Annotated in this window: 25 protein-coding genes, 3 tRNA genes and 1 riboswitch; of the genes, 20 read left to right on the top strand and 8 right to left on the bottom strand. The window is 68.4% G+C overall.

The window, feature by feature from the left end; translation table 11 throughout:
* The first annotated feature begins 51 nt into the window (after positions 1 to 51).
* The 5 genes from kdsA to DM194_RS05145 all read left to right on the top strand — a co-directional run bounded on the left by kdsA (position 52) and on the right by DM194_RS05145 (position 5,265).
* The gene (kdsA, locus tag DM194_RS05165) at positions 52 to 879 is read left to right on the top strand and encodes a 3-deoxy-8-phosphooctulonate synthase (RefSeq protein WP_111066238.1); all 828 of its coding nucleotides are present in this window, start codon (positions 52 to 54) and stop codon (positions 877 to 879) included.
* A 112-nt stretch (positions 880 to 991) separates the two neighbouring features.
* Positions 992 to 1,429, top strand: coding sequence for a DUF192 domain-containing protein (locus DM194_RS05160; protein ID WP_246024294.1), 438 nt, complete (start codon positions 992 to 994; stop codon positions 1,427 to 1,429).
* A 194-nt stretch (positions 1,430 to 1,623) separates the two neighbouring features.
* On the top strand, positions 1,624 to 3,270 hold the full coding sequence (locus DM194_RS05155; RefSeq protein ID WP_111066237.1) for an efflux RND transporter periplasmic adaptor subunit: 1,647 nt from the start codon (positions 1,624 to 1,626) through the stop codon (positions 3,268 to 3,270).
* Positions 3,260 to 4,036, top strand: coding sequence for an ABC transporter ATP-binding protein (locus tag DM194_RS05150; RefSeq protein WP_281280300.1), 777 nt, complete (start codon positions 3,260 to 3,262; stop codon positions 4,034 to 4,036). The genes DM194_RS05155 and DM194_RS05150 overlap by 11 nt, the downstream gene beginning before the upstream one ends.
* Complete coding sequence (locus DM194_RS05145) at positions 4,033 to 5,265, top strand: ABC transporter permease (protein WP_111066235.1); 1,233 nt, start codon at positions 4,033 to 4,035, stop codon at positions 5,263 to 5,265. Before DM194_RS05150 ends, DM194_RS05145 begins: the two co-directional genes overlap by 4 nt.
* Here DM194_RS05145 and DM194_RS05140 read toward each other — a convergent pair.
* Positions 5,234 to 5,638, bottom strand: coding sequence for a hypothetical protein (locus DM194_RS05140; RefSeq protein WP_111066234.1), 405 nt, complete (start codon positions 5,636 to 5,638; stop codon positions 5,234 to 5,236). The two genes, DM194_RS05145 and DM194_RS05140, sit on opposite strands and share 32 nt — an antisense overlap.
* Before the next feature lie 169 nt (positions 5,639 to 5,807).
* On the opposite strand from DM194_RS05140, the gene DM194_RS05135 reads away from it, so the two are divergent.
* The 3 genes from DM194_RS05135 (at position 5,808) to DM194_RS05125 (ending at position 6,359) form a co-directional block, all read left to right on the top strand.
* A tRNA-Pro gene (locus DM194_RS05135) sits at positions 5,808 to 5,885 on the top strand.
* Positions 5,886 to 5,959: 74 nt separating this feature from the next.
* Positions 5,960 to 6,256: an ETC complex I subunit gene (locus DM194_RS05130; protein WP_014247573.1), complete on the top strand. Its 297-nt coding sequence runs from the start codon at positions 5,960 to 5,962 to the stop codon at positions 6,254 to 6,256.
* Positions 6,257 to 6,282: 26 nt separating this feature from the next.
* Positions 6,283 to 6,359: transfer RNA gene (locus tag DM194_RS05125), tRNA-Arg, on the top strand.
* Between the two features lie 292 nt (positions 6,360 to 6,651).
* On the opposite strand, the gene DM194_RS05120 is transcribed toward DM194_RS05125, so the two are convergent.
* The 4 genes from DM194_RS05120 to DM194_RS05105 form a co-directional block, all read right to left on the bottom strand.
* A tRNA-Lys gene (locus DM194_RS05120) sits at positions 6,652 to 6,727 on the bottom strand.
* A 141-nt stretch (positions 6,728 to 6,868) separates the two neighbouring features.
* On the bottom strand, positions 6,869 to 7,432 hold the full coding sequence (gene coaD / locus DM194_RS05115) for a pantetheine-phosphate adenylyltransferase (RefSeq protein WP_111066233.1): 564 nt from the start codon (positions 7,430 to 7,432) through the stop codon (positions 6,869 to 6,871).
* A 25-nt stretch (positions 7,433 to 7,457) separates the two neighbouring features.
* The gene (gene gyrA, locus DM194_RS05110) at positions 7,458 to 10,244 is read right to left on the bottom strand and encodes a DNA gyrase subunit A (protein ID WP_111066232.1); all 2,787 of its coding nucleotides are present in this window, start codon (positions 10,242 to 10,244) and stop codon (positions 7,458 to 7,460) included.
* 137 nt (positions 10,245 to 10,381) lie between these two features.
* On the bottom strand, positions 10,382 to 11,740 hold the full coding sequence (locus DM194_RS05105) for an MATE family efflux transporter (protein ID WP_111066231.1): 1,359 nt from the start codon (positions 11,738 to 11,740) through the stop codon (positions 10,382 to 10,384).
* Between the two features lie 269 nt (positions 11,741 to 12,009).
* On the opposite strand from DM194_RS05105, the gene DM194_RS05100 reads away from it, so the two are divergent.
* Complete coding sequence (locus DM194_RS05100) at positions 12,010 to 12,195, top strand: entericidin A/B family lipoprotein (RefSeq protein ID WP_111066230.1); 186 nt, start codon at positions 12,010 to 12,012, stop codon at positions 12,193 to 12,195.
* 42 nt (positions 12,196 to 12,237) lie between these two features.
* Positions 12,238 to 12,426, top strand: coding sequence for a hypothetical protein (locus DM194_RS05095; protein ID WP_111066229.1), 189 nt, complete (start codon positions 12,238 to 12,240; stop codon positions 12,424 to 12,426).
* Positions 12,427 to 12,480: 54 nt separating this feature from the next.
* On the opposite strand, the gene DM194_RS05090 is transcribed toward DM194_RS05095, so the two are convergent.
* The gene (locus tag DM194_RS05090) at positions 12,481 to 13,287 is read right to left on the bottom strand and encodes an alpha/beta hydrolase (RefSeq protein WP_111066228.1); all 807 of its coding nucleotides are present in this window, start codon (positions 13,285 to 13,287) and stop codon (positions 12,481 to 12,483) included.
* A 205-nt stretch (positions 13,288 to 13,492) separates the two neighbouring features.
* On the opposite strand from DM194_RS05090, the gene DM194_RS05085 reads away from it, so the two are divergent.
* The 4 genes from DM194_RS05085 to DM194_RS05070 are packed head-to-tail and all read left to right on the top strand — an operon-like array spanning position 13,493 to position 16,592.
* Positions 13,493 to 13,954: a cupin domain-containing protein gene (locus DM194_RS05085; protein ID WP_111066227.1), complete on the top strand. Its 462-nt coding sequence runs from the start codon at positions 13,493 to 13,495 to the stop codon at positions 13,952 to 13,954.
* A gap of 26 nt (positions 13,955 to 13,980) precedes the next feature.
* Positions 13,981 to 14,505, top strand: coding sequence for a bifunctional adenosylcobinamide kinase/adenosylcobinamide-phosphate guanylyltransferase (gene cobU / locus DM194_RS05080; protein WP_111066226.1), 525 nt, complete (start codon positions 13,981 to 13,983; stop codon positions 14,503 to 14,505).
* Positions 14,502 to 15,125 (top strand): cob(I)yrinic acid a,c-diamide adenosyltransferase, encoded by a 624-nt coding sequence (cobO, locus tag DM194_RS05075; protein ID WP_111066225.1) that lies wholly within the window; start codon positions 14,502 to 14,504, stop codon positions 15,123 to 15,125. The genes cobU and cobO overlap by 4 nt, the downstream gene beginning before the upstream one ends.
* A 3-nt stretch (positions 15,126 to 15,128) precedes the next feature.
* Positions 15,129 to 16,592: a cobyric acid synthase gene (locus DM194_RS05070; RefSeq protein WP_111066224.1), complete on the top strand. Its 1,464-nt coding sequence runs from the start codon at positions 15,129 to 15,131 to the stop codon at positions 16,590 to 16,592.
* 104 nt (positions 16,593 to 16,696) lie between these two features.
* Here DM194_RS05070 and ispH read toward each other — a convergent pair whose 3' ends face one another.
* A complete protein-coding gene (gene ispH, locus DM194_RS05065; protein WP_111066223.1) occupies positions 16,697 to 17,674 on the bottom strand; it encodes a 4-hydroxy-3-methylbut-2-enyl diphosphate reductase in 978 nt (325 codons plus the stop codon).
* 213 nt (positions 17,675 to 17,887) lie between these two features.
* Between ispH and DM194_RS05060 the strand changes: the two genes are divergently transcribed.
* The 5 genes from DM194_RS05060 (at position 17,888) to gcvPB (ending at position 23,317) form a co-directional block, all read left to right on the top strand.
* Positions 17,888 to 18,430, top strand: coding sequence for a lipoprotein (locus DM194_RS05060; RefSeq protein WP_111066222.1), 543 nt, complete (start codon positions 17,888 to 17,890; stop codon positions 18,428 to 18,430).
* Positions 18,431 to 18,579: 149 nt separating this feature from the next.
* Positions 18,580 to 18,695, top strand: a riboswitch (glycine riboswitch).
* A 169-nt stretch (positions 18,696 to 18,864) separates the two neighbouring features.
* Positions 18,865 to 19,977, top strand: coding sequence for a glycine cleavage system aminomethyltransferase GcvT (gene gcvT / locus DM194_RS05055; protein ID WP_111066221.1), 1,113 nt, complete (start codon positions 18,865 to 18,867; stop codon positions 19,975 to 19,977).
* 52 nt (positions 19,978 to 20,029) lie between these two features.
* On the top strand, positions 20,030 to 20,404 hold the full coding sequence (gcvH, locus tag DM194_RS05050; RefSeq protein WP_111066220.1) for a glycine cleavage system protein GcvH: 375 nt from the start codon (positions 20,030 to 20,032) through the stop codon (positions 20,402 to 20,404).
* Between the two features lies 1 nt (position 20,405).
* Complete coding sequence (gene gcvPA / locus DM194_RS05045) at positions 20,406 to 21,749, top strand: aminomethyl-transferring glycine dehydrogenase subunit GcvPA (RefSeq protein ID WP_111066219.1); 1,344 nt, start codon at positions 20,406 to 20,408, stop codon at positions 21,747 to 21,749.
* Entirely contained in the window at positions 21,746 to 23,317 is a 1,572-nt protein-coding gene (gene gcvPB / locus DM194_RS05040; RefSeq protein ID WP_111066218.1) for an aminomethyl-transferring glycine dehydrogenase subunit GcvPB, read from the top strand. The genes gcvPA and gcvPB overlap by 4 nt, the downstream gene beginning before the upstream one ends.
* 98 nt (positions 23,318 to 23,415) lie before the next feature.
* Here the strand turns inward: gcvPB and DM194_RS05035 are convergent, their stop codons facing one another.
* Positions 23,416 to 23,631, bottom strand: a complete 216-nt coding sequence (locus DM194_RS05035; protein ID WP_111066217.1) for a hypothetical protein — start codon at positions 23,629 to 23,631, stop codon at positions 23,416 to 23,418.
* A 196-nt stretch (positions 23,632 to 23,827) separates the two neighbouring features.
* Between DM194_RS05035 and DM194_RS05030 the strand changes: the two genes are divergently transcribed.
* Positions 23,828 to 26,473 (top strand): glycosyltransferase, encoded by a 2,646-nt coding sequence (locus DM194_RS05030; protein WP_111066216.1) that lies wholly within the window; start codon positions 23,828 to 23,830, stop codon positions 26,471 to 26,473.
* Positions 26,474 to 26,530 lie beyond the last annotated feature (57 nt).

Here is a 26,530-nt window from a genome sequence, read left to right as displayed (position 1 = left end):
TGCAAAGGCCCACGGGCGCCGATTCGCCCGTTTTCGTTTTGGAGCACTCCGATGACCACGCCGCGCGCCGTCCAGATCGGCGACCTGACCATTGCCAACGACCGCCCCTTCGTCCTGATCGCCGGCCCCTGCCAGATGGAGAGCCGCGACCATGCGCTGGAGACCGCGTCCGCGCTGGTGGAGATGACCAGGGCGCTGGGCATGGGGCTGATCTACAAGTCGAGCTTCGACAAGGCCAACCGCACCTCCATCACCACCGCGCGCGGCCTGGGCATGGACAAGGCCCTGCCGATCTTCGCGGAAATCCGCGAGCGCTTCGGCTGCCCCGTCATCACCGACGTGCATGAATCGACCCAGTGCGCCCCCGTCGCCGAGACGGTGGACGTGCTGCAGATCCCGGCCTTCCTCTGCCGCCAGACCGACCTGCTGATCGCCGCCGCGGTGACCGGCCGGGCGGTGAACGTCAAGAAGGGCCAGTTCCTGGCGCCGTGGGACATGAAGAATGTCGCCGCCAAGCTGGTCGCCTCCGGCAACGAGCGCGTGCTGCTGTGCGAGCGCGGCGTCAGCTTCGGCTACAACACGCTGGTGTCGGACATGCGCGCCCTGCCGATCATGGCCGAAACCGGCTTCCCGGTGGTGTTCGACGCCACCCACTCCGTCCAGCAGCCCGGCGGGCAGGGCACCACCTCGGGCGGGCAGCGCGAATTCGTGCCGGTGCTGGCGCGTGCGGCCATCGCGGTCGGCGTCGCCGCCGTCTTCATGGAGACGCACGAGAACCCGGACTGCGCGCCCAGCGACGGCCCCAACATGGTCCCGTTGAAGGACATGCCGGCACTTCTGGCGAAGCTGCAGGCCTTCGACCGTCTGGCGAAGTCTTAGTTTGGCAGGGAAGGGGCGTCGTGGTTGACTGGCGCCTCTTCCGCTTCAGACCTTCGCGGGCGAGCATGAGGGAACGTGCATGATGTTCGGTCGGGGTTTTCGGGGTGCCGTCATGGCGCTCCTGCTGCTGGTGGCCGCCCTTCCGGCGGCGGCTCTGGAGACCTTCCAGAAGTCCAAGCTGACCGTCGAGACGGCGGGCGGCGGCAAGTTCCGCTTCAACGTCGAATTGGCCCTGACCCCGGGCCAGCAGGCACAGGGCCTGATGTTCCGCCAATCGATGCCGGCCGACGCCGGAATGCTGTTCGTCTACGACCGTGAGCAGCCGGCCAGCTTCTGGATGAAGAACACCCTGATCCCGCTGGACATGCTGTTCATCGCCTCCGACGGCCGCATCGTGAACATCCACGAGCGCGCGGTGCCGGGATCGCTGGACTCCGTCAGTTCCGACGGCCCGGTCAAGGCCATCCTGGAGTTGAATGGCGGCATGGCTGCGCGCTTGGGCATCCGTCCCGGCGACCGCGTGGTGTCGCCCGACATCGCGAAGCCCTAGAGCGAATTTGCATTCGCTTTAGATTTCTATGACCTCATTCGCCAGTCGGGCTTCGGCCGCATGAGCGGCCGGGGCCGCCGTCGCGGTCCAAGGCGGATTGCAGTCCGCTTTATGCGGAAAGACGGTCCCCGCCCATGGCTTTCGCTTAAACTCCCCCCAGATTGATCGGGCGGGGTGCGGCGCGGAGGGCATGCATGGCGAGTGGAGCGGGCAGGCGGGCGGTGATCATGGTCGGGGTGGCGCTCTGCGCCGCGGCCGGCCTGTCCGCTTATGTCATGCTTGCGCGCGCCGAGCCGGGACCGTCCTACCGGCTGGCCCGGGTCGAACAGGGCCCCCTGGTCAGCGCCATCACCGCCACCGGCACCATGAGCGCCCTGGTGACAGTGGAGGTCAGCTCGCAGCTCTCCGGCCAGATCGCCGAGCTCTACGCCGATTTCAACAGCCGCGTCACCAGCGGCCAGATCCTCGCCCGCCTGAACGGCGACCAGCTCGCCGCAAGGCTGGCCCAGGCCGGCGCCGACGTCGATTCCGCCAAGGCGGGGCTCATCCAACAACAGGCCTTGCATGACAAGGCGCAGGCCGACCTCGCCAGCGCCCAAGCCAGCGTCGCCAATGCCGACGCCCAGATCCTGCGTGCCGACCTTGCCCAGCGCGATGCGGAGCGGGATCTGCGGCGCCGGCGCGACCTGCAGGGCCGCGGGGTGGTGGCCGCAACAGACCTCGAAAAGGCGGAAACCGCCGCTCACAGCGCCCAGGCCCAGCTGGTCGCCGCCCGTGCGCAGAAGCGGCAGGCCGAGGCGGCGGAATCCTCCGCCAACGCCTCGCTCGCCGTCGCCGCCGCCCAGGTGGAGGTCGCCCGCGCCCAGGTGGCCCAGCGCGAGGCCGCCCTGCAATTGGTCCGCGTCGACCTGAACCGCTCCGTCATCCGCTCCCCCATCGACGGGGTGGTGGTGAACCGCGCGGTCAGCACCGGACAAACCGTGGCGGCCAGCCTGTCCGCTCCCACCCTGTTCACCATCGCCCAGGATCTGCGGCAGATGGAGGTGCTGGCCAACATCGACGAGGCCGACATCGGCCGGGTGCGCGAAGGCATGCCGGTGCGCTTCACCGTGAACGCCTTCCCCGGCGACAGCTTCACCGGCCGGGTGGCCCAGGTGCGGCTGGCGCCGAAGGAGGATCTGACCGTCGTCACCTACATCGTCGTCATCACCGTCGAGAACCCGGATTTGCGGCTGTTGCCGGGCATGACCGCCAACCTGCGCATCACGGTGGACGAGCGTCCCTCGGCGGTGAAGCTGCCCAACGCCGCCCTGCGCTTTCGCCCGCCGGGCGCCGAGTTGCCGGGTGAGGCGCCGGCCTCCACCACCGGCGGCCCGAACGGCGGCCGCGGCGCCGCGGCTCTGGAGGCCTCGGCCAAGCGGGTGATGGACGGGCTGAAGCTGGACGAGGGCAAGCGCCGCGACATCTCCGCCCTGGTCGCCGAGGCGCGCGAGCGTTTCACCGCGCTGGACGCCGAAGGCGGTGATCCCGAGCGCCGCCGGGTCGAGGCGAACGCCATCAGGTCGGCGACCCTGGAACGGATGGCCGCACTGCTGGAGCCGGCGCAGCGTGAGCGCTTCGATGCGCTGGTGGAGCCCGGCCTGGCGGCGGAGGCGATGCGCACCGTCTGGGTGCCCGGTCCCGGCAACGGCAGCCCGGTCGGCGTGCCGGTCCGACTCGGCATCGGTGATGGCAGCTTTACCGAAGTCGTGTCAGGTGAGTTGCGCGCCGGGCAGGAGGTCATCACCGCCATCCTTTCCCCCGATCGCGACACCCGCCGGGGACCGCGCCTTGGCTTCTGAATACGATTCCCTCGCCGTGCCGCCCCCTCACCCCAGCCCTATCCCGGACGGGGAGAGGGAACATCGGGCGCCGCTGATCGCCGTGGAGAATCTATCCCGCCGCTACCGCATGGGACCGCAGACCGTCCATGCGCTGGACGACGTCACCGTCTCCATCGGGCGCGGCGAGTTCGTGGCCGTTATGGGTCCGTCCGGCTCCGGCAAATCCACCTTCATGAACCTGCTGGGATGCCTGGACCGTCCCGATGCCGGCCGTTACCGCCTGGACGGGCGGGAGGTCGCCGGTCTCTCCTCCGATGCGCTGGCGGCGGTGCGGAACCGCAGCATCGGCTTCGTCTTCCAATCCTTCAACCTGCTGCCGCGGCAGACGGCGCTCGCCAATGTCATGCTGCCGATGGTCTATGCCGGCGTCGGTCATGCCGAGCGGGTGGAGCGGGCACTGGCGACCCTCGACGCGGTTGGCTTGCGGGAGCGGGCGGGGCATCGGCCGACCCAGCTTTCCGGCGGCCAGCAGCAGCGCGTGGCCATCGCCCGCGCCCTGGTCAACGACCCGCTCCTGCTTCTGGCCGACGAGCCGACGGGGGCGCTCGACACCGCCACCAGCCTGGAGATCATCGCCCTGTTCCAGCGGCTGAATCGCCGCGGCATCACCGTGGTGCTGGTCACCCACGAGCCGGAGGTGGCGCGCTTTGCCGCCCGTGTCCTGCAGTTCCGCGACGGCCGGCTGATCGACGACCTGCGCCGGGAGCCGGAGGCGGCGGCATGACGGCATGGGATGCCCTGCGCGCGGCGCTCGATTCGCTGCGGGCCAATCCGTTGCGCAGTGCGCTGACCATGCTGGGCATCGTCATCGGTGTCGCCGCGGTGATCGCCATGGTCGCGGTCGGGGCCGGCGCAAGGGATCAGGTGCTGCGCCAGATCGCCAGCCTCGGCACCAATCTGATCATGGTGGGGCAGGGCAGCATCGTCCGCAGCGGGGTGAAGCTGGGCGCCGGCACCGCATCCACCCTGACGGAGGACGACGCGCTGGCCGTGCTCACCGAGATCCCCGGCGTCGTGGTGACGGCGCCTTCGGTGCGCTGGGGTCTGCAGATCGTCGCCGGAAACCAGAATTGGGGCACGGTGCTGTTCGGCATCACGCCCGACTATATGGACGCCCGGGACTGGACCGTGGCGACCGGCCGGGGCTTGTCGGACGAGGATGTGGCGCAGGCCAACAAGGTGGTCGTGCTGGGCCAGACGGTGGTGCGCAACCTCTTCGGCGGCGGCGATCCCATCGGCGAGCCGGTCCGCGTCTTTTCCACGCCGCTGACCGTCGTCGGCGTGCTGGCGGAGAAGGGTCAGAACACCCAGGGGCAGGACCAGGACGACGTCATCTTCGTTCCGCTGTCCACCGCCAAGCGCAACATTCCGGGCATGGCGAAGAGCAACCCGCGCTTCATCCACACCATGGTGGTGAAGATGCGGGACGGCGCCGACATGGCGAAGGCGCAGGCCCAGATCCGCGACCTGCTGCGCCAGCGTCACCGGCTGATCCCCGGTCAGGACGACGATTTCTGGATGCGCGACCTGTCGGAGGTGTCGGCGACCCGCGACGCCTCGTCGCGCGCCCTGTCCTTCCTGCTGGCGGCGGTGGCGGCGGTGTCGCTGCTGGTCGGCGGGATCGGGATCATGAACATCATGCTGGTGTCGGTGACCGAGCGCACGCGGGAGATCGGGCTGCGGCTCGCCATCGGGGCGCGGCGGCGCGACATCCTGGTCCAGTTCCTGATCGAATCGACCACCCTGTCCCTGATCGGCGCCACGGTGGGGGTGGCGCTGGGGATCGCGACGGCAATGGGGGTGGCTGCCCTTGCCGGCTGGCCGACGCTGATCCAGATCGATTCGGTGGTGCTGGCGGTGGTGGTCAGCGGATTGATCGGCGTCTTCTTCGGCCTCTACCCGGCGCGGCGGGCAGCGCTTCTCAATCCCATCGAGGCGCTGCGGCACGAATAGCCGCGAAGTCCGCCGCCGCGTCGCCGGCCAGCGCCACCATCGGTGCATCGCTGCGCGCCAGCCACAGCGCCGCGCGGGCGATCCATCCCGCCTCCCGCGGTGCGGCGAGCAGCCCGTGCTGCCGTTCTGCAACCACCCGCGCCAGCGCCAGGACGGAGGTCGCGGCGTGCCGTTTGGCGAGGTCGATCTGGCCGATGGCGGGATCGAGCGCCGCGCGCAAGGGGCCGCCGCCCATCGGCGCGACGACATCCACCGCCGCTCCGGCGCGAAGCAGGCGATGGGCGAGGTCGACCGCCACCCGCCGGCCCGGCCGGTCGCCCAGGTCGGGCAGGAAGAGGGCGACGGCGAGCGGGGCAGGGGTGAGCGACGGCAACGAATGGATCCGGAAATCTGTTGAAGGGGAAATGTGTTGAGGGGATGGAGTTTAGCGACCGAACGCCGCATTGGAGGCCGGGTCTAGCAGGCGGGATGGAGAAAGCGTGAAAGCGATGCGCCGTCCGCTTGCCGTAGGCGTGGCGTTCGTGTATCTCACATCGCGGCGACGGGGCGTAGCGCAGTCTGGTCAGCGCGCCAGTTTTGGGTACTGGAGGCCCCCGGTTCGAATCCGGGCGCCCCGACCATCGCCGAGGAACAAAACCGCGTCCAAGCCATGTGCGCCAGGACGTAACCGCAGCATTGGGGAGACGAGCAAGCCATGAACGTCCGGATCTATCAGCCGAGCAAGACGGCCATGCAGTCCGGCCGGGCCAAGACTCACCGTTGGATGCTGGATTACGAGATCGAGACCCCGCGCCGTCCGGAGCCCCTGATGGGCTGGACAAGCTCCGGCGACACGCTGAACCAGGTGCGCCTGTCCTTCGAGACGAAGGAAGAGGCGATTGCGTTCGCGGAGCGCGAGGGCTGGAACTACACCGTTCAGGAAGCGCCGGTCCGCCGCGTTCGCCCGCGCAACTACGCCGACAATTTCCGCACCGACCGTCCGCGCTTCTGACCGGCGGAGTTCGGGATCCGAGATAAGGCCCCATAGCTCAGTTGGATAGAGCAGCCGCCTTCTAAGCGGCAGGTCGCTGGTTCGAATCCAGCTGGGGTCGCCATCTCGGCAAGCCGATGCAGAACAGGAAAAAGCCCCGCTCCGGCGGGGCTTTTTCTTTGCGTGCGTCCCGCAAGAGATGGGTGCGTCACCGTACCCTGATCCGCTCAAATTCCGGCACGCCGACGGCCAACATCGCCACCAGGATGGAGCCGATGATCCCGTTGCGGGCGAGGGGCGCAGTTAGTCTCTTAATAGGATCGGCACCACCGGAATCCGGTGCCCTGGAATGTGCCCCATAACCGAAAAGGACCGTCGTGGCGGTCCTTGGGGGAAGCTGGAAGCCTTGGAAAGAATGGTGATCCGGGTGGGATTCGAACCCACGGCCACATGATTAAAAGTCACGTGCTCTACCGACTGAGCTACCGGATCATCCAGCGCGGCGGTGGGAAACTGGCCCCCGCCGGAAGTGGGCGCACCATAGAAAGACGCGCCTGAAAGGTCAACCATGGGCTTGATAGAAAATGCAGGATTTTGCGATCCAGCCCGCTCATCAAGCCCATGGTTTCGGGGTCAGGTCTGATTGGTCGTCGGGGTGGCGCCGTTGCCGGCCTCCAGCGCGAAGCGTTCGGCCAGCCGTTCGGCGACACGGGCCGAGACGAAGTGGCGGATGTCGCCGCCCAAGCGCCCGATCTCCTTCACGAAGCGGGAGGAGATGAACTGGTGCTTCTCCGACGACATCAGGAAGATCGTCTCGACCTTCGGGTTCAGCCGCGCGTTCATGCCCGCCATCTGGAACTCGTATTCGAAGTCCGAGACGGCGCGCAGCCCGCGGATGATGACCCTGGCGTCCATCTCGATGGCGAAATGCATCAGCAGATTGTCGAACGCCCGCACCTCGATGCTGGCCCCGGCGGCGTTCAGCGCGGCCACGTCCTCGCGAACCATGGCGACCCGCTCGTCCGTGGAGTAGAGCGGCCCCTTGCCGGCATTCCGGGCGACGCCGATGATCAGGTGGTCGACCTGACGGGCGGCGCGCTGGATGATGTCCATGTGACCGTTGGTGATCGGATCGAAGGTGCCGGGATAGACACCGATTCGACGCGCCTTGCTGGTCTCGGTCTGGCTGGTCGCCATGGAAGTTCCCCCTTACGCCCTTCCGTTACTCGTTCGGCGCGGCGGAGCTGCCGGCATCACCGCCGGACTCGACCGAACCGTTGGCGTCATCGCCAGTCTCAACGCCCGCATCCATGCCGTTCTCGCCCTCTTCCTCGGCGATGGTGGCGACGGAGACCACCCGCTCTTCCGCCCCCACGCGGAACAGCGTGACGCCCAGCGTCTTCCGGCCGGCCACCCGCACGTCGTGCAGGGGCATGCGGATCACCTGGCCGCCGTTGGTCACCATCATCACCTGATGGTTCGATTCGACCGGGAAGGCGGCGACGATGGACCCGTTGCGCTCGCCCATCTCCATGTTCCAGATGCCCTGGCCCCCGCGACCGGCGATGCGATACTCGTAGGACGAGCTGCGCTTGCCATAGCCGCGGTCGGAGACGGTCAGAATATACTGTTCCTTCTGTTTCAGTTCTTCGTACCGCTCCTGCGTCAGGGTGACGCTGTCCGCCGGCACGTCGTCGGCTTCCGGCGCGGCCTCGCCCTCCATCTCCAGCCCTTCGTCGCGCTTCATCTTGAAGAAGGCGGCGCGTTCCTCGGGCGTGGCGTCGACATGGGTCAGGATCGACAGCGACACCACCTCGTCCCCGTCGGCCAGCTTGATGCCGCGGACGCCGGTGGAGGTGCGGCCGGCGAAGACGCGCACGTCGTCGACCGGGAAGCGGATGCACTTGCCGCCGCGGGTCGCCAGAAGGACGTCGTGTTCGGCCTCGGAGCAGGTGTGGACGCCGATCAGCCGCTCGCCTTCCTCCTCCAGCTTCATGGCGATCAGGCCGTTGGAGCGGATGTTGGCGAAGTCGGACATGCGGTTGCGGCGCACGTTGCCCTTCGACGTGGCGAAGACGACGTGCAGATCGGACCAGGCGGCCTCGTCCTCCGGCAGCGGCAGGACGGTGGTGATGGTCTCCCCGTCGATCAGCGGCAGCAGGTTGACGAAGGCCTTGCCGCGCGCCTGCGGGTTGCCCAGCGGCAGGCGGTAGACCTTCAGCTTGTAGACCATGCCGCGGTTCGAGAAGAGCAGCAGCGGCGTGTGGGTGTTGGCGACGAACAGGTCGCTGACCGCATCCTCCGCCTTCATCGACATGCCGGCGCGGCCCTTGCCGCCGCGCTTCTGCGCCCGGTAGGTCGACAGCGGCACCCGCTTCACATAGCCGGACTGGCTGACGGTGACGACCATGTCCTCGCGCTGGATCAGGTCCTCGATGTCGGCCTCGAACTCCAGATCCTGGATCTCGGTGCGGCGCGGGTTGCCGAACCGCTCCTTCATCTCCACCAGCTCGTCGCGCAGGATCCCCATCAGCTTCGGCCGGTTGGCGAGCGTGGCGAGGAAATCGGCGATCTGGTCGGTGACGTCGGTCAGCTCGGCGCCGATCCTGTCGCGCTCCAGCCCGGTCAGGCGGTGCAGACGCAGGTCGAGGATGGCGCGGGCCTGGACTTCCGACAGGCGGTAGGTGTTCTGCGGGCTGACGCCGCGGCCCGGTTCGTCGATCAGCTCGATCAGCGGGCCGACGTCATGGACCGGCCATTCGCGGTTCATCATCTCCTCGCGCGCCCAGACCGGATCGGGGGCGCTGCGGATCAGCTCGATCATCGCATCCAGGTTGGCGACGGCGACCGCCAGACCGACCAAGGTGTGCGCCCGCTCGCGGGCCTTGCCCAGCAGGAACTCGGTCCGGCGGGTGATGACCTGTTCGCGGAAGCGGATGAAGGCGGTGATGATCTGCAGGAGATTCATCAGCTCCGGACGGCCGCCGTTCAGAGCCAGCATGTTGACGCCGAAGGAGGTCTGGAGCTGGGTATGGCGGAACAGCTGGGCCAGCACCACGTCGGGAACCGCGTCGCGCTTCAGCTCGATCACCACGCGCACGCCGTCGCGGTCGGATTCGTCGCGCAGGTCGGAGATGCCCTCGATGATCTTGTCGTTCACGACCTCGCCGATGCGTTCCATCAGCTTGGCCTTGTTGACCTGATAGGGAATCTCGGTCGCGACGATGGCGGTGCGGTCCTTGCGCACCTCCTCGAAATGCGTCTTGGCGCGCAGGATGATCGAGCCGCGCCCGGTCTGCAGCGCCGCCCGGCTGCCCGACCGGCCGAGGATCAGGCCGCCCGTCGGGAAATCGGGACCGGGCACATGCTCCATCAACTCTTCGAGCGTGATGTCGGGGTTGTCGATGTAGGCGCAGCAGGCGTCGATCACCTCGCCCAGATTGTGGGTCGGGATGTTGGTCGCCATGCCGACGGCGATGCCGCCGGCGCCGTTCACCAGCAGGTTGGGGAAGCGCGCCGGGACGACCGTGGGCTCGCGGCCCGAATCGTCGTAGCTGGCCTGGAAATCGATGGTGTCCTTGTCGATGTCGTCGAGCAGCGCTTCCGCCGCCTTGGCCAGACGCGCCTCGGTGTAGCGCATGGCCGCCGGCGGGTCGCCGTCCATCGAACCGAAATTGCCCTGGCCGTCGATCAGCGGCAGGCGCATGGAGAAGTCCTGCGCCATGCGGACCATGGCGTCGTAGATCGCGCTGTCGCCGTGCGGGTGGTATTTACCCATCACGTCGCCGACGATGCGCGCCGACTTCTTATAGGGCTTGGTCGAGTCGTACCCGCCCTCCTTCATCGCGTAGAGGATGCGCCGGTGCACCGGCTTCAGCCCGTCGCGGACGTCGGGCAGGGCACGGCTCACGATCACGCTCATCGCGTAGTCGAGATACGATTTCCGCATCTCGTCTTCGATGTTGATCGGCGCGATGTCGGAGGCGGGAGGAAGGGGCGTATTGCTCAAGCAGGACACTCATTCTTCGAATGCGCCGCCGCTACAGGAATCCGCGGCAGTCACTGGCCTTGCGGGCCGAAGGTTTTGCCCAAGAAATATAGCAACTCTCGCAATTGCACACAATGATTCGGGGCCGGAAAGCCGGCTCAGCGCCGGCTCAAACGGGCGAATCGCAGGGACAGGATCGTCACCGATACCAGGCTGGCGATCAGGATTCCCTCGAAAAGCCCTCGGACGCCGTGGCCGAGACCGAAAGCGAGGAATGCCGACACCGGTATCATCACCACCGCATAGGAAAAGAAATGCAGCGCGGTCGGAACCCAGGCGTCATGCCGGCCGCGCAGCGCGTTCGCCATCACCGTCTGGCCGCCGTCGGCGATCAGGACCCAGGCGGTGAAGGCGATCAGCGGCACCACCGCCGCCAGCAGCTCGGGGTCGTTGGTGTAGATGGTGCCCAGCGCCTCGGGCAGGCTGCGGTAGAGGATGCCGACGCAGGCCAGGATGGCGCTGGTCACGCCGAGGCCGGTCCAGCCCGCCAGCACCATGTCGCTGCGGTCGCCGCGGCCATAGGCCACGCCCACCCGCACCGCCGTCGCCGAGGCCAGCCCGACCGCCGCCATGAAGGGCAGGGCGGTCAGGTTCAGGCCGATCGTGTAGGCGGCCAGCGCCAGCGGGGAGATCATGCCGGCGAACAGGCCGAGCGCGGCGAAGGCGCCGCTCTCCACCCCGATGCTGAGCCCGGCGGCATAGCCGAGATGGCGCTGCCGCGCCGCGCCGCGCCACCAGTCGGACACCGGCAGGCGGACCTGCCAGCGGTCATGGTCGCGCATCCACCAGACATAGGCGACCAGGCTCAGCCCCATGCCCCAGCGCACGATGGTGGTCGCCCAGGCCGAGCCGACCGCGCCCAGCGGTTCCAGCCCGAGATGGCCCCAGACGAGCGCCCAGGCGAGCGCCGCGTTGACGATGTTGCCGATCACCATGGCGACCATGCCCGGCAACGGCCGCTTGATGCCCTCCAGGAAAAAGCCGGTGGTGATGTACAGCATCATGCCGGGCGCGCCGAGGCCGAGCACCGCCAGGACATGGGCGCCGCCCGCCGCCATGTCCGGCGTCTGGCCGCCCGCCTGGAACAGCGGATCGCCCAGCAGGGAGAGCAGCGCGAACAGCACCCCCAGCAGCAACGCATAGGGGATCGAGCGGCGCCATGACCGCCCGCACTCCGCATCGTTGCCGGCGCCGAAGGCGTGGGCGGTGATCATCACCGTGCCCATCAGCAGGCCGACGCCGGTGCCGACCATGATGTTGGCCGGCAGATGGGCCAGCCCGTAATAGGCCAGTTCCTGCGCCGAATACCGGCCGACGATGGCCGTATCGACCGCCATCATCACCATCAGCCCGGTGCGGGAGATGATGACCGGCGCCGCCAGCCGCAGCAGTTCGCCGATGTGGACGGCGAGGCGCGCGCGCAACGGCTCGGGCGTGGGCAGGGTGGCGGTGCTCATGGTGGAACCTGTGTCGGCATAGGGAATGCGGCCTTGGCCGTGCCGCCGGACCGTACCGGCTGGCCGGAAAGCGGGCAGGCTGCGCAAAAGCCGGTCATCTTGCCCGGTGGGCGTACCGCGTCAAGGTTTTCAAGGGCCTCGAAAGGACCGTTGCATTCCCTGCATGGCCGGAGAGGCATACGCGGAACCAAGCAGCAGCCGCCCCGTTGTCAGAAACAGAGACGAACGACGCCTGGACAGCCATTCCCCCTTCACACCGGAGAGACGCCATGCACCACGCCAAGAACCGCCGGCAGCGCGCCGTCGCCCGCGCGATCCCGTTCCCCGCGCGTGAACTGGTGATCCTGACCTTCCTGATGGCGCTGGCGGCCATGCTGAGCGGCTGCAACACGGTGGAGGGCGTCGGACAGGATGTGAAGGCCGGCGGCCGGGCGATTGAACGGACGGTCGATTGAGGCGTTATCCCAGGGCCGTCCCCCCGAGCTAGGAGTTTCCGAATGAGCGATCAGCAGAATCCTTCGACCCCCGGCGAGGTTCCGCCGCCCTCCAACCCGAACCCGCCGCAGCCCGGCCGGCCGACCACGCCCGATCCCTATCCGGTGCCCGACAACCCCGACGTGCTGCCGGAAGTCCCGCCGCCGGCCGACGAGCCGATGCCGGGCATGCCGAACCCGACCACGGCGTAAAGGAAGCGAGGGGGCGCATGCGCCCCCTCAAGCCCTCTCCCTCAACTCTCTCCCTCAGCCCGCCTCCGCCATCACCGTCGCCGAGACCCATTGCCCGATCCGCCCGGCGACCGATTGCCAGTCCTGTTCCAGCATCATCGCGTGCCCCATTCCCGGCATGAACACCGGCTGGGTGCCCAACATCATGGCGGTGGCGATCACCTCCGCGCGCGGGAACAGCAGATCCTCCTCCGCACCCATCACCATCAGCGGCGTGCCGCGCGGCGGCAGCACGGGGAAGGGGATCCAGCCGCCGATGTCCAGCAACACCCGGCACGACTCCTCCTGCAGATAGGCCTCGTACTTGGCGGCCTCCTCGCGCGGCATCTTGTCGGAGAACATCGCCCGGCGGATCGCTTCCGGGTCGATGGCCTTCTCGCCGAAGCTGGTCAGCATCGCCATCTGCTGGAACACATAGGGCGACCGCCAGGCCAGCCCCATGGTGGAGGACCACAGGCCGTAGGGCGGGGCCGACGCCATCAGCACGCCGCCGGCGAAACGGCGCCTGGCCAGCGCGCGCTGCACCACCATGCCGCCCATGGAGTGGCCGATCAGAACCGGCGGCGCCGACAGCCCGTCGGCCGCCTGCAGCACGTCCTCCACATAATCGGCGATGCCGAACCCATGCAGCCGGTCGCGCCCCTCGCTGTTGCCATGGCCGCGCAGCGAGACGGCATGCGCCTCCCACCCGTGCGCGGCGAACCAGGGCAGGAACTTGGCATCCCAGATCCAGGCGCCGCTGAAGGCACCGTGAACGAACAGGAGCGGCGGCGCCTTAGGCGTGCCTGCGGGACGGCGGCTGATGATCTCAAGGCTGGGCATAGGATCGCTGGTTGTGATTTCGCAGTGCGGTAAGCATGGTGGGCGTGGGGGCGCCTGTCCAGCCGCGCCCCCTTCAACCCTGATCCGCAGCCCTGATCTGCACTCATGATCCGCAGCCCTGAATTGGCGAGGGATTTGCGCCGTTTGACGCAGCCCACCCGGTTTGCGACAGTCCGGACCCGCAAAGCCAATCCGGAGACCGCCCGTGCCGAATCCGCCGGTCATCGATCCAGCCGCCCTGACAGCAGACACCGGCGCCACCGACTACCCGCAGCCCTTCCGGGCGCAGGTGGCCGGGCGGCACCGGGTTGCGCTTGGCGATCCTCTGGGGCTCACGAATTTCGGCGTCAACCTCACCCGGCTGGCGCCCGGCGCGTCGTCCGCGCTGCGCCACTGGCACAGCCGGCAGGACGAGTTCGTCTATGTGGTGGAGGGCGAATTGACCCTGGTCACCGACGCGGGCGAAACCTTGCTGACCGCCGGCATGTGCGCCGGTTTCCCACATGGCGTCGCCGACGGCCACCGGCTGATCAACCGCAGCGACAGGCCGGCAAGCTACCTGGAAGTCGGCGACCGCAGCGGCGGTGACGAGATCGATTATTCCGACGAGGACATGGTTTGGCGCGACGGCGCCTACCACCACCGCGACGGGACGCCCTGGAAATGACGGCCCCGGGAAGGATCGGCGGGGGAATGGGTGCGGACCTGACCCTGGTGCTGGGCGGCGCCCGTTCCGGCAAGAGCCGCTATGCCGAGGGGCTGGTGACGGCGCCGGGCGGGCCGCGCGTCTACATCGCCACCTCGCAGATCTGGGACGCGGAGATGGCGGAGCGGGTGGCGAGGCACCGCGACGACCGCGGACCCGATTGGACGACGGTGGAAGAACCGCGGGATCTGACCGGCGCTCTCCGCCGCCACGCTGCCGCCGGCACCGGCGTGCTGGTCGATTGCCTGACGCTGTGGCTGAGCAACCTTATGATGGCGGAGGCCGACGTCGCCGCCGAAACCTCTGCGCTGGTGGAACTTCTGCCGACGCTGCCCGGACGGGTGGTCCTGGTTTCCAACGAGGTCGGGCTCGGCATCGTGCCCGACAACGCGTTGGCGCGCCGCTTCCGAGACCATGCCGGCCGCCTGCACCAATCCATCGCGGCCGTTGCGCCGCGCGTCGTGCTGACCGTCGCCGGTCTGCCGATGTTCGTGAAAGGAACCCCCGCATGACGGACGCCGCGACCGACGCCGAGGAACTGAACCGCCGCCATGCCGAGAAGATGAAGCGGCGCAAGGCGCTTCAGGAGCGGACGCTCGCCTCCAAGACGGTGGAGAAGGGCCTGCTGATGGTCCACACCGGCAAGGGCAAGGGCAAATCGACCGCGGCCTTCGGCCTGATGATGCGCGCCGTCGGCCACGGCATGCGCGTGGGCATGGTGCAGTTCGTCAAGGGCGCCTGGTCCACCGGCGAGACGGTGGCGCTGGAGCGTTTCGAGGATCTGGTCGATTTCCACACGATGGGCGAGGGGTTCACCTGGGACACCCAGGACCGCGCCCGCGACATCGCCGCCGCCGAAGCCGCCTGGGCCAAGGCCAGGGAACTGATGGCCGATCCGCGTTACCGTCTGATCGTGCTGGACGAGTTGAACATCGTGCTGCGCATGGAGTACCTGCCGATGGACGAGGTGCTGGCGACGCTGGCCGCCCGCCGGCCCGATCTGCATGTCTGCATCACCGGCCGCAACGCCAGGCCGGAACTGATCGCCGCCGCCGACCTCGTCACCGAGATGACGCTGGTGAAGCACCCGTTCGAGGCCGGGGTGAAGGCCCAGGCCGGCATCGAGTTCTGAGCGATGCGGTCTCGGGCGATCATGCTGCAGGGCACCGGCTCCGACGTCGGCAAGTCGCTGCTGGTGGCGGGGCTGTGCCGGGCGCTGGTGCGGCGCGGGCTGACCGTCCGGCCGTTCAAGCCGCAGAACATGTCCAACAACGCCGCGGTCACTGCGGACGGCGGCGAGATCGGCCGCGCGCAGGCGCTCCAGGCACGGGCCTGCGGCGCGGCGCCCAGCGTCCATATGAACCCGGTGCTGCTGAAGCCGCAGTCGGACGTCGGCGCCCAGGTGGTGGTGCGCGGCGTGGTGGTGGGAACCGCGCGCGCCGCCGACTATCAGGCCCGCAAGCGCGAACTGCTGGGCACCGTGCTGGACAGCTTCGAGCGGCTACGGTCGGACGCCGACATTGTGGTTGTGGAGGGCGCCGGCAGCCCGGCCGAGGTCAATCTGCGGGCCGGCGACATCGCCAACATGGGCTTCGCGACCGCCGCCGACGTGCCGGTGCTGCTGGTCGGCGACATCGACCGCGGCGGCGTGATCGCCAGTCTGGTCGGCACCCACGCACTTCTACCAGAATCTGAACAGGAGCGGATCAAGGGCTTTCTTATCAACAAGTTCCGCGGTGATGTTCGCCTGTTCGATGAAGGGCTGCGGATCATCGAGAGCCACACCGGCTGGCGCGGGTTCGGCGTGGTGCCCTGGCTGCCGGAGGCGGCGACCCTGCCGGCGGAGGATGCGGTTGCGCTCGACCGGCCGCGTAGCGCGGGCGACGGGGCGTTGCGCGTGGCCGTGCCGATGCTGTCGCGGATCGCCAATTTCGACGATTTCGATCCGCTGGCGCAGGAACCCGGCGTCGCGCTGACCATGGTGCGTCCGGGCCGGCCGCTGCCGGGCGATGCCGATCTGGTGATCCTGCCCGGCACCAAGGCGACCATCGCCGACCTTGCCTTCTTGCGGGCGCAGGGCTGGGACATCGACCTGCTGGCTCACTGGCGGCGTGGCGGGCGGGTGTTGGGGATCTGCGGCGGATACCAGATGCTGGGGCGGCGCATCGCCGATCCCGAGGGCATCGAAGGACCGGCGGGCGAGGCCGCGGGGCTTGGCCTGCTGGATGTCGAGACGGTGCTGAAAGGCCCGAAGGTGCTGGAGGAAGCCCAAGGCCGGGAGCGCCGTACCGGCGCGGCGGTGGCGGGTTACGAGATGCACATGGGGCGGACCGAGGGGCCTGACCGGGCGCGGCCGATGCTGGAGCTTGCGGGCGGCGTGACCGACGGCGCGGAATCGGCGGATGGCAGGGTCGCCGGCTGCTACCTGCACGGGCTTTTCGGGGCCGACGGCTTTCGAGCGGCCTATCTGCGGGCGATGGGCGGCGGGTCGGATTTGGCCTATGGGGTGGCGGTGGAGCGCGCGCTCGACGCGGTCGCGGATCGGCTGGAGAGCGTGGTGGATGTGGACGGACTGTTGGCTGTGGCGGCGGGGGCGTGAAGAACTGCCGCGAGTTTTTCCCATCGGCACTTGTCTCCTCCCCCGCCGGGCGGGGGAGGAGCAAGGTGGGGGGACTAACCTCGCAATCGCGGTATTGCCGCCTCTCAAACCGTCTCCCGCTCCACCGATAACGCGCGCGGCAGCTTGAAGACGATGTTCTCGGTGGCCGTGCGCAGTTCCTCCACCGTCACGTCGAATCGCGCGCGGGCGGCTTCGATGACCTCCTCCACCAGCACTTCCGGGGCCGACGCGCCGGCGGTGATGCCGAGCCGCCCGACGCCGGCCAGTGCGCTCCAGTCGATCTCGGCGGCGCGCTGGACCAGCTGGGCGGCCGGGCAGCCATGGAGCTTCGCCACCTCGACCAGGCGCTTGGAGTTCGACGAGTTCGGCGCGCCGAGAACCAGCAGCGCGTCCACCTTCGGCGCGATGGCCTTCACCGCCGCCTGACGGTTGGTGGTGGCATAGCAGATGTCCTCCTTCTTCGGCCCGGCGATGGCGGGGAAGCGGGCCTGGAGCGCGGCCAGGATCTCCGTCGTCTCGTCCACCGACAGCGTGGTCTGGGTGGCGTAGGCGAGGTTCTCCGGATCCCGGACCTCCAGCTTGGCGACGTCGGCCACACTCTCCACCAGCACGACGGCCCCCTCGGGCAGCTGGCCCATGGTGCCGATCACCTCCGGGTGTCCGGCATGGCCGATCAGCACGATCTGGCGGCCGTCCTCGAAATGGCGTTCGGCCTCGCGGTGGACCTTGCTGACGAGCGGACAGGTGGCGTCGAGATAGAACAGGCCGCGCGCCTCCGCCGCCTGCGGCACCGATTTCGGCACGCCATGGGCGGAGAACACCACCGGGCGGCCGTCCGGCACCTCGGTCAGTTCATCGACGAAGACGGCGCCCTTGGCTTCCAGGCTTTCGACCACGAATCGGTTGTGGACGATCTCGTGCCGGACATAAACCGGCGCCCCGAAACGGTCCAGCGCCGTCTCGACGATCTGGATCGCCCGATCCACGCCGGCGCAGAAGCCGCGGGGAGCCGCCAGCAGAATCGTCAAGGGCTGGATGGTCGGGGAATTGGTGGTGGTCATATGCGCTGTTCCGCCCTTGCGTGGAAGACGTGCCCTAAGGTGGTCCTGTGCCGAACCGTCGCAAGGGATAGAACCGCCGCGCGGTCTTGTGCCGGTCAAGCTGGGACACTAAAGTCGCGGTCCAACAGCCCGTTAACCGATCAGGCCGAACCGATGGACCGCCGCGACCGTAATATAGGAACCCCCGCCCGGAAAAGCCTGCTGGCGTCCCTGATGCGTAAGAGCCGCCCTGCGCTGCTCGCCGCCGGGGCCGTCGCGGTGCTGTCCGGCTGTTCCGGCATGGGTCTGGGACAGACCGATCCGGCGGACGCGGCGCTGGCCTGCCCCAAGGTCAACATCGTGCGCGACCTGCAGGAGGTGACGGTCTTCCGTCCCGGCGGCAGGGATCTCACCGATCTGGAGTCGCGCGCGGCGCTGGTCGATTACACCGGCAATTGCGAATACACCAGCAACGGCGTCACAGTGAACGTGAACGTCTTCCTGGTGGCCGAACGCGGTCCGGCCTTGCCGGGCAACACCGCCAAGTACCAGTATTTCGTCGCGCTGGCCCAACCGGACGACACGCTGGTGTCGAAAGCCTATTTCGACACCGACGTGACCTTCGTCACCGGCCAGCCGCGCGCCGGCACGAGGGAGGAACTGGCCCCGCGGATCCCGCTGCCCAAGGATGCCAACGCCAAGGACTGGAAGATCTATCTCGGCTTCCAGCTGACGCCGGAGCAGCTGGACTTCAACCGGACGCAGATGAGGAAGTAAGGCTGCCGTCCGCCGGAGCGGAACCGTCCCGCTTTCGACCGTCATCTCCGCTTTCACGGGGATGACGGTCGACGATGGTGCGGCCTTGGCGCCGGATCCGTCGATTGACAAACCTGACCATTCGCGACAGTCTGCCGCGATCACGCCGATGATCCCTCGCGGGAGAGATCGCTTTCGAGACATCCGGCAACGGGTAGCCTCGCAGGCGGCGCCGAAGGAGCAACCGCCCCCGGAAACTCTCAGGCAAAAGGACCGCAAGGGGATAAGGCAACTCTGGAAAGCAGCCTCGGCGCTCAACCGCCGCGACTCACCGAAGGAGTAAACCGGGTGCCCGGCTCGACCGGACGGCGGTGAATCTCTCAGGTCCAAGACAGAGGGGGCAGCTTCCTGCATCAATTCCGGTGCGGGCGCTGAAACCTTGTCGGAGGACCCGCGTGACCGAGGCCGCAACCGCTCTCAAGACCACTCCGCTGCACGCGCTCCATGTCGAGCTTGGCGCCCGCATGGTGCCTTTCGCCGGCTATGACATGCCGGTGCAGTATCCGCTGGGCATCCTGAAGGAGCACCAGCACACCCGCGAGAAGGCAGGGCTGTTCGACGTGTCCCACATGGGGCAGGTCCGCCTGACCGGCGACGATCCCGCCGCCGCCCTGGAAACGCTGGTTCCCGGCGACATCAAGGGGCTGGCGCAGGGCCGCATGCGCTACACGCTGTTCCTGAACGAGCAGGGCGGCATTCTCGACGACCTGATGGTGACGAATGCCGGCGACCATCTGTTCCTGGTGGTGAACGCCGCCTGCAAGGAGCAGGACGTCGCCCATCTGCGCGAGAAGCTGGCTGGCAAGGCCGAGGTCGAACTGCTGGACGATCTGGCGCTGATGGCGCTCCAGGGTCCGATGGCGGCCGAGATGATGGCCCGCTTCGTGCCGGAAGCCGCCACCATGAAGTTCATGACCTGTCTGTCCGCCACCTTCAAGGGCGTGCCGGTGATCCTGACCCGCTCCGGCTACACCGGCGAGGACGGCTACGAGATCTCCTGCGACAAGGCCGATGCGGAGATGATCGCCCGCGCCCTGCTGGCCGAATCGGAGGTCGAGGCGATCGGGCTGGGTGCGCGCGACTCGCTGCGGCTGGAGGCCGGGCTCTGCCTCTACGGCCACGACATCGACACCACCACCACGCCGGTCGAGGCCGCGCTGGAATGGACGCTGCCGAAGCGCCGCCGCGCCGAGGGCGGTTTTCCCGGCTACGAAATCATCCACCGGCAGCTGACCGAAGGCGCTGCGCGCCGCCGCGTCGGCATCCAGCCGGAAGGCCGCCAGCCGGCCCGCGAGCACACCGAAATCCAGGACGCGAACGGCAACCGCATCGGCGAGGTCACCAGCGGCGGCTTCGGCCCGACCGCCGGGGCGCCGGTCGCCATGGGCTATGTCGACATCGCGAATTCCGCGGTGGATACGCCGCTGACGCTGCTGGTGCGCGGCAAGCCGCTGCCCGCCCGCGTCGCCGCCACGCCCTTCGTGCCGCAACGCTATTACCGGGGCTGACGCTTCGGCATTTCCAACCACAAGCAACCGTTTTGAACAGGGAACCCTTCGAATGACCAAGAAATTCACCAAGGACCATGAGTGGGTTCAGGTCGACGGCGACGTCGCCACGGTCGGCGTCACCGACTTCGCGCAGAGCCAGCTGGGCGACGTCGTGTTCGTCGAACTGCCCGAGGCCGGGCGCGAGCTGGAACAGGGCAAGGAAGCCGCCGTCGTCGAATCGGTGAAGGCCGCCAGCGACGTGTACGCGCCGGTGTCGGGCACCGTGGTGGAGGCCAACCAGTCCCTGGTGGACGACCCGTCGATGGTCAACAGCGCCGCCGAGACCGACGGCTGGTTCTTCAGGATCCAGTTGAAGGACGCCTCCGAACTGGATGCCCTGATGGACGAAGCGGCCTACAAGGCCTTCGTGGAGGAATCCCACTAACATGCGCTATCTGCCCCTGACCGAGGCCGACCGGCAGTCGATGCTGGAGGCCATCCGCGCAACATCGGTCGAAGACCTGTTCCGCGACGTTCCAAAGTCGGCCCGTCTGGCCGGTCCGATCGGGGGCCTGCCCAACCATATGGGCGAGCTCGAGGTCGAGCGGCTGCTCGGCGCCATGGCGGCGAAGAATGTCCCGGCCGGATCGGTGCCGAGCTTCCTCGGTGCCGGCGCCTACCGCCACCATGTGCCGGCCACCGTCGATCACCTGGTCCAGCGCGGCGAGTTCCTGACCGCCTACACCCCGTATCAGCCGGAGGTGAGCCAGGGCACGCTGCAGGTCCTGTTCGAATTCCAGACCCAGGTCGCGCTGCTGACCGGCATGGATGTGGCCAACGCGTCGATGTATGACGGCGCCACCTCCTGCGCCGAGGCGGTGATGATGGCCAACCGCATCACCCGGCGGAAGAAGGCGATCCTGTCCGGCGGCCTGCACCCGCATTACCGCGACGTGACCACCACCGACGCCCGCTTCATCGGGTTCGAGGCGGTGGCCCTCCCGGCCGCCCCGACCGGCGGCGAGGATCTGCTGGCGCTGGTCGACGACAAGACCTCCTGCGTCGTCGTGCAGAACCCGGACGTGTTCGGCCATGTCCGCGACTACACCGATCTGGCCGCCGCCTGCCAGGCCAAGGGCGCCCTGCTGATCGTCGTGGTGACGGAGGCCCTGTCGCTCGGCCTGCTGACCCCGCCGGGCGACATGGGCGCCGACATCGTCGCGGCGGAAGGCCAGTCCTTTGGCAACGCTCTGAATTTCGGCGGCCCCTATGTCGGGCTGTTCGCGGTGAAGGACAAGTATGTCCGCCAGATGCCGGGCCGCCTGTGCGGCGAGACGGTCGACGCCGACGGCCGCCGCGGCTTCGTGCTGACGCTCTCCACCCGCGAGCAGCACATCCGCCGCGAGAAGGCGACGTCCAACATCTGCACCAATTCCGGCCTGTGCGCGCTGGCCTTCTCGATCCATGTCAGCCTGCTGGGCGAGGCTGGGATCACGCAGCTGGCCCAGTTGAACCACGCCAAGGCGGTCCGGATGGCCGACAAGCTGGCGGCGGTTCCGGGCGTCGAGGTGCTGAACGACGGCTTCTTCAACGAATTCACCGTGAAGCTGCCGAAGCCGGCCGCCGCGGTGGTCGAGGAGCTTGCCAAGCGCCGCATCCTGGGCGGCGTGCCCGTATCGCGCCTGTATCCGGGCGAGATGGAGGATTTGCTGCTGGTCGCCGTCACCGAGACCAACACCGACGCCGACATGGACGCCTTCGCGGCAGCCTTGACCGAGGTTCTGGCATGAGCATGAACAACCAGGGCCGTCCGTCGGCCATCCCCGCGAACTCGGGCGCTTTCGACGGCGTGACCGGCACCGTCACCGGCAACCGCGGCCTGCAGATCGAAGAACCGCTGACCTTCGAACAGGACAGCGCCGGCCGCACCGGCGTCGACCTGCCGGAGGTGCCGAAGGCGGCCACTCGCCTGGGTGCGGTGAAGCCGCGCGCCAAGGTCGGGCTGCCGGGCCTCGCCGAGCCGCAGGTGGTCCGCCACTACACCCGGCTGTCGCAGAAGAACTACGCCATCGACAGCGGATTCTACCCGCTGGGCTCCTGCACGATGAAGCACAACCCGCGCCTGAACGAGAAGATGGCGCGGCTTCCCGGCTTCTCCGACGTGCATCCGCTGCAGCCGGTCAGCACGGTGCAGGGCGCGCTGGAACTGATGGATCAGTTGGCCCATTGGTTGAAGACGCTGACCGGCATGGCCGCCGTGACGCTGGCGCCCGCCGCCGGCGCCCATGGCGAGATGTGCGGCATCATGGCGATCCGCGCCGCCCATGAGGCCAAGGGCGACAGTGGCCGCACCAAGATCCTGGTGCCGGAAAGCGCCCACGGCACCAATCCGGCGACCGCCGCCGCCTGCGGATACAGCGTCGAGGCCATTCCTGCGACCGCCGACGGGCGCGTCGATCTGGAGGCGCTGAAGGCCAAGCTCGGTCCCGACGTGGCCGGCCTGATGCTGACCAATCCCAACACCTGCGGCCTGTTCGAGCGCGACATCATCGCCATCGCCGACGCGGTCCACGAGGCGGGCGGCTATTTCTACTGCGACGGCGCCAACTTCAACGCCATCGTCGGGCGGGTGCGTCCGGCCGACCTCGGCATCGACGTCATGCACATCAACCTGCACAAGACCTTCTCCACCCCGCATGGCGGCGGCGGGCCGGGGTCCGGTCCTGTGGTGTTCGCGGAGTCGCTGGCGCCCTTCATCCCAGTACCCTATGTCACCCATGGCGCCGATGGCTTCGCGCTGGTGGAGAATGCCGGCGACGGTCCGGCCTTCGGCCGCATGAAGGCCTTCCACGGCCAGATGGGCATGTTCGTCCGCGCGCTGTCCTACATGCTGAGCCATGGCGCCGACGGGCTGTGGCAGGCGTCGGGCGATGCGGTGCTGAACGCCAACTACGTCATGGCGCGGCTGGAAGACGTGATGACCGCGTCCTTCGAGGGACCGTGCATGCACGAGTGCCTGTTCGACGACCGCTTCCTGAAGGGGACCGGGGTCACCACGCTCGACATGGCGAAGGCGCTGATCGACGAGGGCTTCCACCCGATGACCATGTATTTCCCGCTGGTCGTCCACGGCGCCCTGCTGATCGAGCCGACCGAGACGGAAAGCAAGGCCAGCCTCGACCAGTTCGTCGATGCCCTGCGCGCCCTGGCCGAGCGGGCGAAGTCGGGCGACGTCGCCTATTTCCAGGCCGCGCCGCGCCTGACCCCGCGCCGCCGGCTGGACGAGACCGCCGCGGCGCGCAAGCCGGTCCTGCGCTGGACGCCGCCGGTGGCGGCGGAGGCCGTAGCGGCGGAGTAAGGGGTGGCGGAGTAAGGAGCCGATGCGGTTGCTCCCTCCCTCTCCCGCGATCAGTCCACCTTCGGTCGGGCGACCGCGGGAGAGGGAGGGGGCACCGTTCACTTGTCGCTCTTGTCGACGTATTTGTCGGCCTTCTTCTGATCCTCGGCGGCCTCGCGGGCCATTTCCTCGCCGATCTTGGGATCGATGCTCTTGGCTTCCTCCATCAGGTCGCGCGCCTTGCGGGCATCGCCGCCGGCGGCCTTGTCCAGGGCCTGCTCGGCCAGTTCATGGGCCTTCTTGTGTTCCGGGCTGTCTTCGTGGCGGGTTGCCATGGGGGTACTCCTGAGCGGTTCATAAGGTTTGTTGTCCAACGGATCCCGGTCCAACAGGCTCTGTCCGGCCCGGTTCCCGGCCGCCGCAGCGCACAAATTTTTTTCGGGGTGCGTGGAATAGGGAAGTCGGTCTGCCCGTTTGTGCGGATGTCCGGTGGCGAACGGCCACCCTGCAACAGGGCAACGCGAACTCCCCATGAACAACCCGAAGAACTCGATCCGGCGCGCAGCCATCGCCGCCGCACTGCTGGCCGTGACCGCCGGCCACGCGTCCTTCTGGTCCTGGCGCAATGCGCCGACGCCGGTGGAGGCGGAGCCCGGCCGTATCGAATCCGTGTCCTATTCTCCATCGGGCCGCAGCTACGATCCCAACGATCAGCCGGTGGTGCCGCGCAAGGAGCTCGAGAGGGACATGGCCGCCATCGTCGGCTTCGCCGATGGCGTCCGCACCTATTCCACCCTGGGCTCCCAGGGCGAAGTCCCGGAAATCGCGATCTCCAAGGGGCTGGACGTCACGCTCGGCATCTGGCTGAGCGAGGACAAGGCCCGGAACGAGCGCGAGATCCTGCACGCCGTCGCTCTCGCCAAGGAGTTCCGCGGCATCAAGCGCATCATCGTCGGCAACGAGACGCTGCTGCGCGCCGAACTGACCGACGCCGAGCTGGCCGCCTACATCAAGCGCGTGCGCGCCGCCGTTCCCGCCTCCGTCAAGGTCGGCACCGCCGATGTGTGGTCGGAGATGATCAAGGCCGATGCCACGGTGAAGGCGTCGGACTTCATGGGCGTCCACGTTCTGCCCTACTGGGAAGGCGTCCCGGCCGAAAACGCGCTGACCTGGATCCGTGACCGGCTCGACACCGTGCGCAAGGCGCATCCGGGCAAGCCGCTGTATGTGGGCGAGGTCGGCTGGCCGTCGGGCGGCGAGAACTTCCACGACGCCTATCCGACGCCGGAGGCCCAGGCCGCCGTCGTCCGCGGTTTCGCGGCGGAAGCCAACGCGCTCGGCCTGTCCTACAACGTCGTCGAGGCCTTCGACGGCATCTGGAAGTCGACCATCGAAGGGTCGCCCGGCCCGACCTGGGGCGTGCTGGATGCCGACCGTCAGCCGAAATGGTCGATGACCGGCGCGGTCGCCGCCCCCTATGGCGAGCGTGTCGCCGCCGGCGTCGCTCTGGCCGTCGGTCTCGCCCTGTCCGCCTTCGTGGTGTTCCGCCGCCGGACCAACGCCGGCTTCGCGCTGGCCGCGTCCATGGGCGCCAACATCATCGGTTTCGCCATCGGCTCGGCGGTTGCCGGCGCCTATGCCGAGTATCTGACCTTCGGTGCGGTCACCACCTGGGGCTCCGCCTTCGCGCTGGGCGCCCTGATGATGAGCGTCACCTTCGCCGATCTGGTGGACGTCGCCCGCCGGCTGCTGACCGGCCGCGCTCCGGCCCTGCTGCCGCAGGCCGTGCCGGCGGTCGATCACAAGCCGATGGTTTCCGTCCACGTCGCCGCCTGCCGTGAGCAGCCGGACGTGCTGAACGCCACGCTGGCTTCGCTGTCGCGGCTGGACTACCCGAACTACGAGGTCGTCGTCCTGATCAACAACACCGAGGAGGAACATCTGGTCCGCCCGGTGGAGGAGATGTGCCGGGCGCTGGGTCCGAAGTTCAAGTTCCACTGGTACAAGAAGATCTCCGGCTTCAAGGCCGGCGCCCTGAACGCCGCGATGCGCCACACCGACCCGGCCGCCGAGATCGTCGCCGTACTGGACGCCGACTACACCGTGTCGCCCGACTGGCTGTCGAAGCTGGCCCCGGCCTTCGCCGATCCGTCTGTCGGCATCGTCCAGGCTCCGCAGGAGCACCGCGACGGCCACGAGACGGCGCTGAAGGCGGCGATGACCGCCGAGTACCGCCCCTTCTTCGACGTCGGCATGCAGGAGGGCGTGTCGTCCCAGGCCTTCATCTGCCACGGCACGATGATCATGCTGCGCCGGTCGGCGATGGATCAGGTCGGCGGCTGGTCGGAAGCCGGCATCTGCGAGGACACCGAACTGGGCCTGCGCATCCTGTCGGCCGGCTATCGCGCCGCCTACACCGACGAGCGGCTGGGTGCCGGTCTGGCTCCGGACAACTTCATGCAGTTCCGCAAGCAGCGCGACCGCTGGGTGTTCGGCTCGACCCAGATCGTCCGCGCCCATTGGAGGAAGTTCCTGCCGGGTGCGGCCGAGTTGAGCGCGCGTCAGAAGCTTGGCTATGCCGCCAACTGGATCCGCTGGTGGTCCGACGCCGTCGGCATGTTCGCCGCCGTCGCCGCCGTGATCTGGACCTTCGCCTCGCTGGTTCTGCCGCTGCACCTGCCGCCGGTGGCCGCCACCGCCGCCGTGCTGGGCGCCCTGGTCCTGCGTGCGGCCTCCAGCCTGCTGGCCTCGCGCTACGCCTCCGGCAACAGCTGGAAGCAGAGCCTGGGTGCCTGCGCCGTCGGCATGGCCCTGTCCACCACCGTCGCCCTGGCCGTCTTCCGCGGCCTGTTCCGCAAGCACGACGCCTTCCGGGTGACCGCCAAGGGCGGCAAGCGCACCGCCGGCCGCTTCTGCGCCAAGCCCGAGGCCTGGCTGTCCGCCGCCCTGGTCGCCGCCTCCGCCACTGCCGCCATGGCGAACCCGCTGGGCACCCTGTCGCTGGAACTGTGGTCGTGGCTGCTTGCCGCCATGGCGGTGCCGAACCTGATGGCCGTCGCCTTCGGCATCGGCGACATGCTGCCGGTCCGCGAGACCAAGCCGGCGCCGGTCCCGGCCATTCCGCAGGCCAAGTCGGCCGGCCAGGATCAGGGGGCGAACCAGCCGATCACCGCATAAGGTCTCCTATCCGTCCGTTTGAGACGAACGGCCCCTTTCCCGCCTGTCCGGCGGGGG

It is taken from the genome of Azospirillum ramasamyi (genome assembly GCF_003233655.1).
Taxonomy (GTDB): Bacteria; Pseudomonadota; Alphaproteobacteria; order Azospirillales; family Azospirillaceae; genus Azospirillum; species Azospirillum ramasamyi.
The sequence above is the reverse complement of the archived record's forward strand: the minus strand, read 5'-3'. Positions and strand labels throughout refer to the sequence as shown.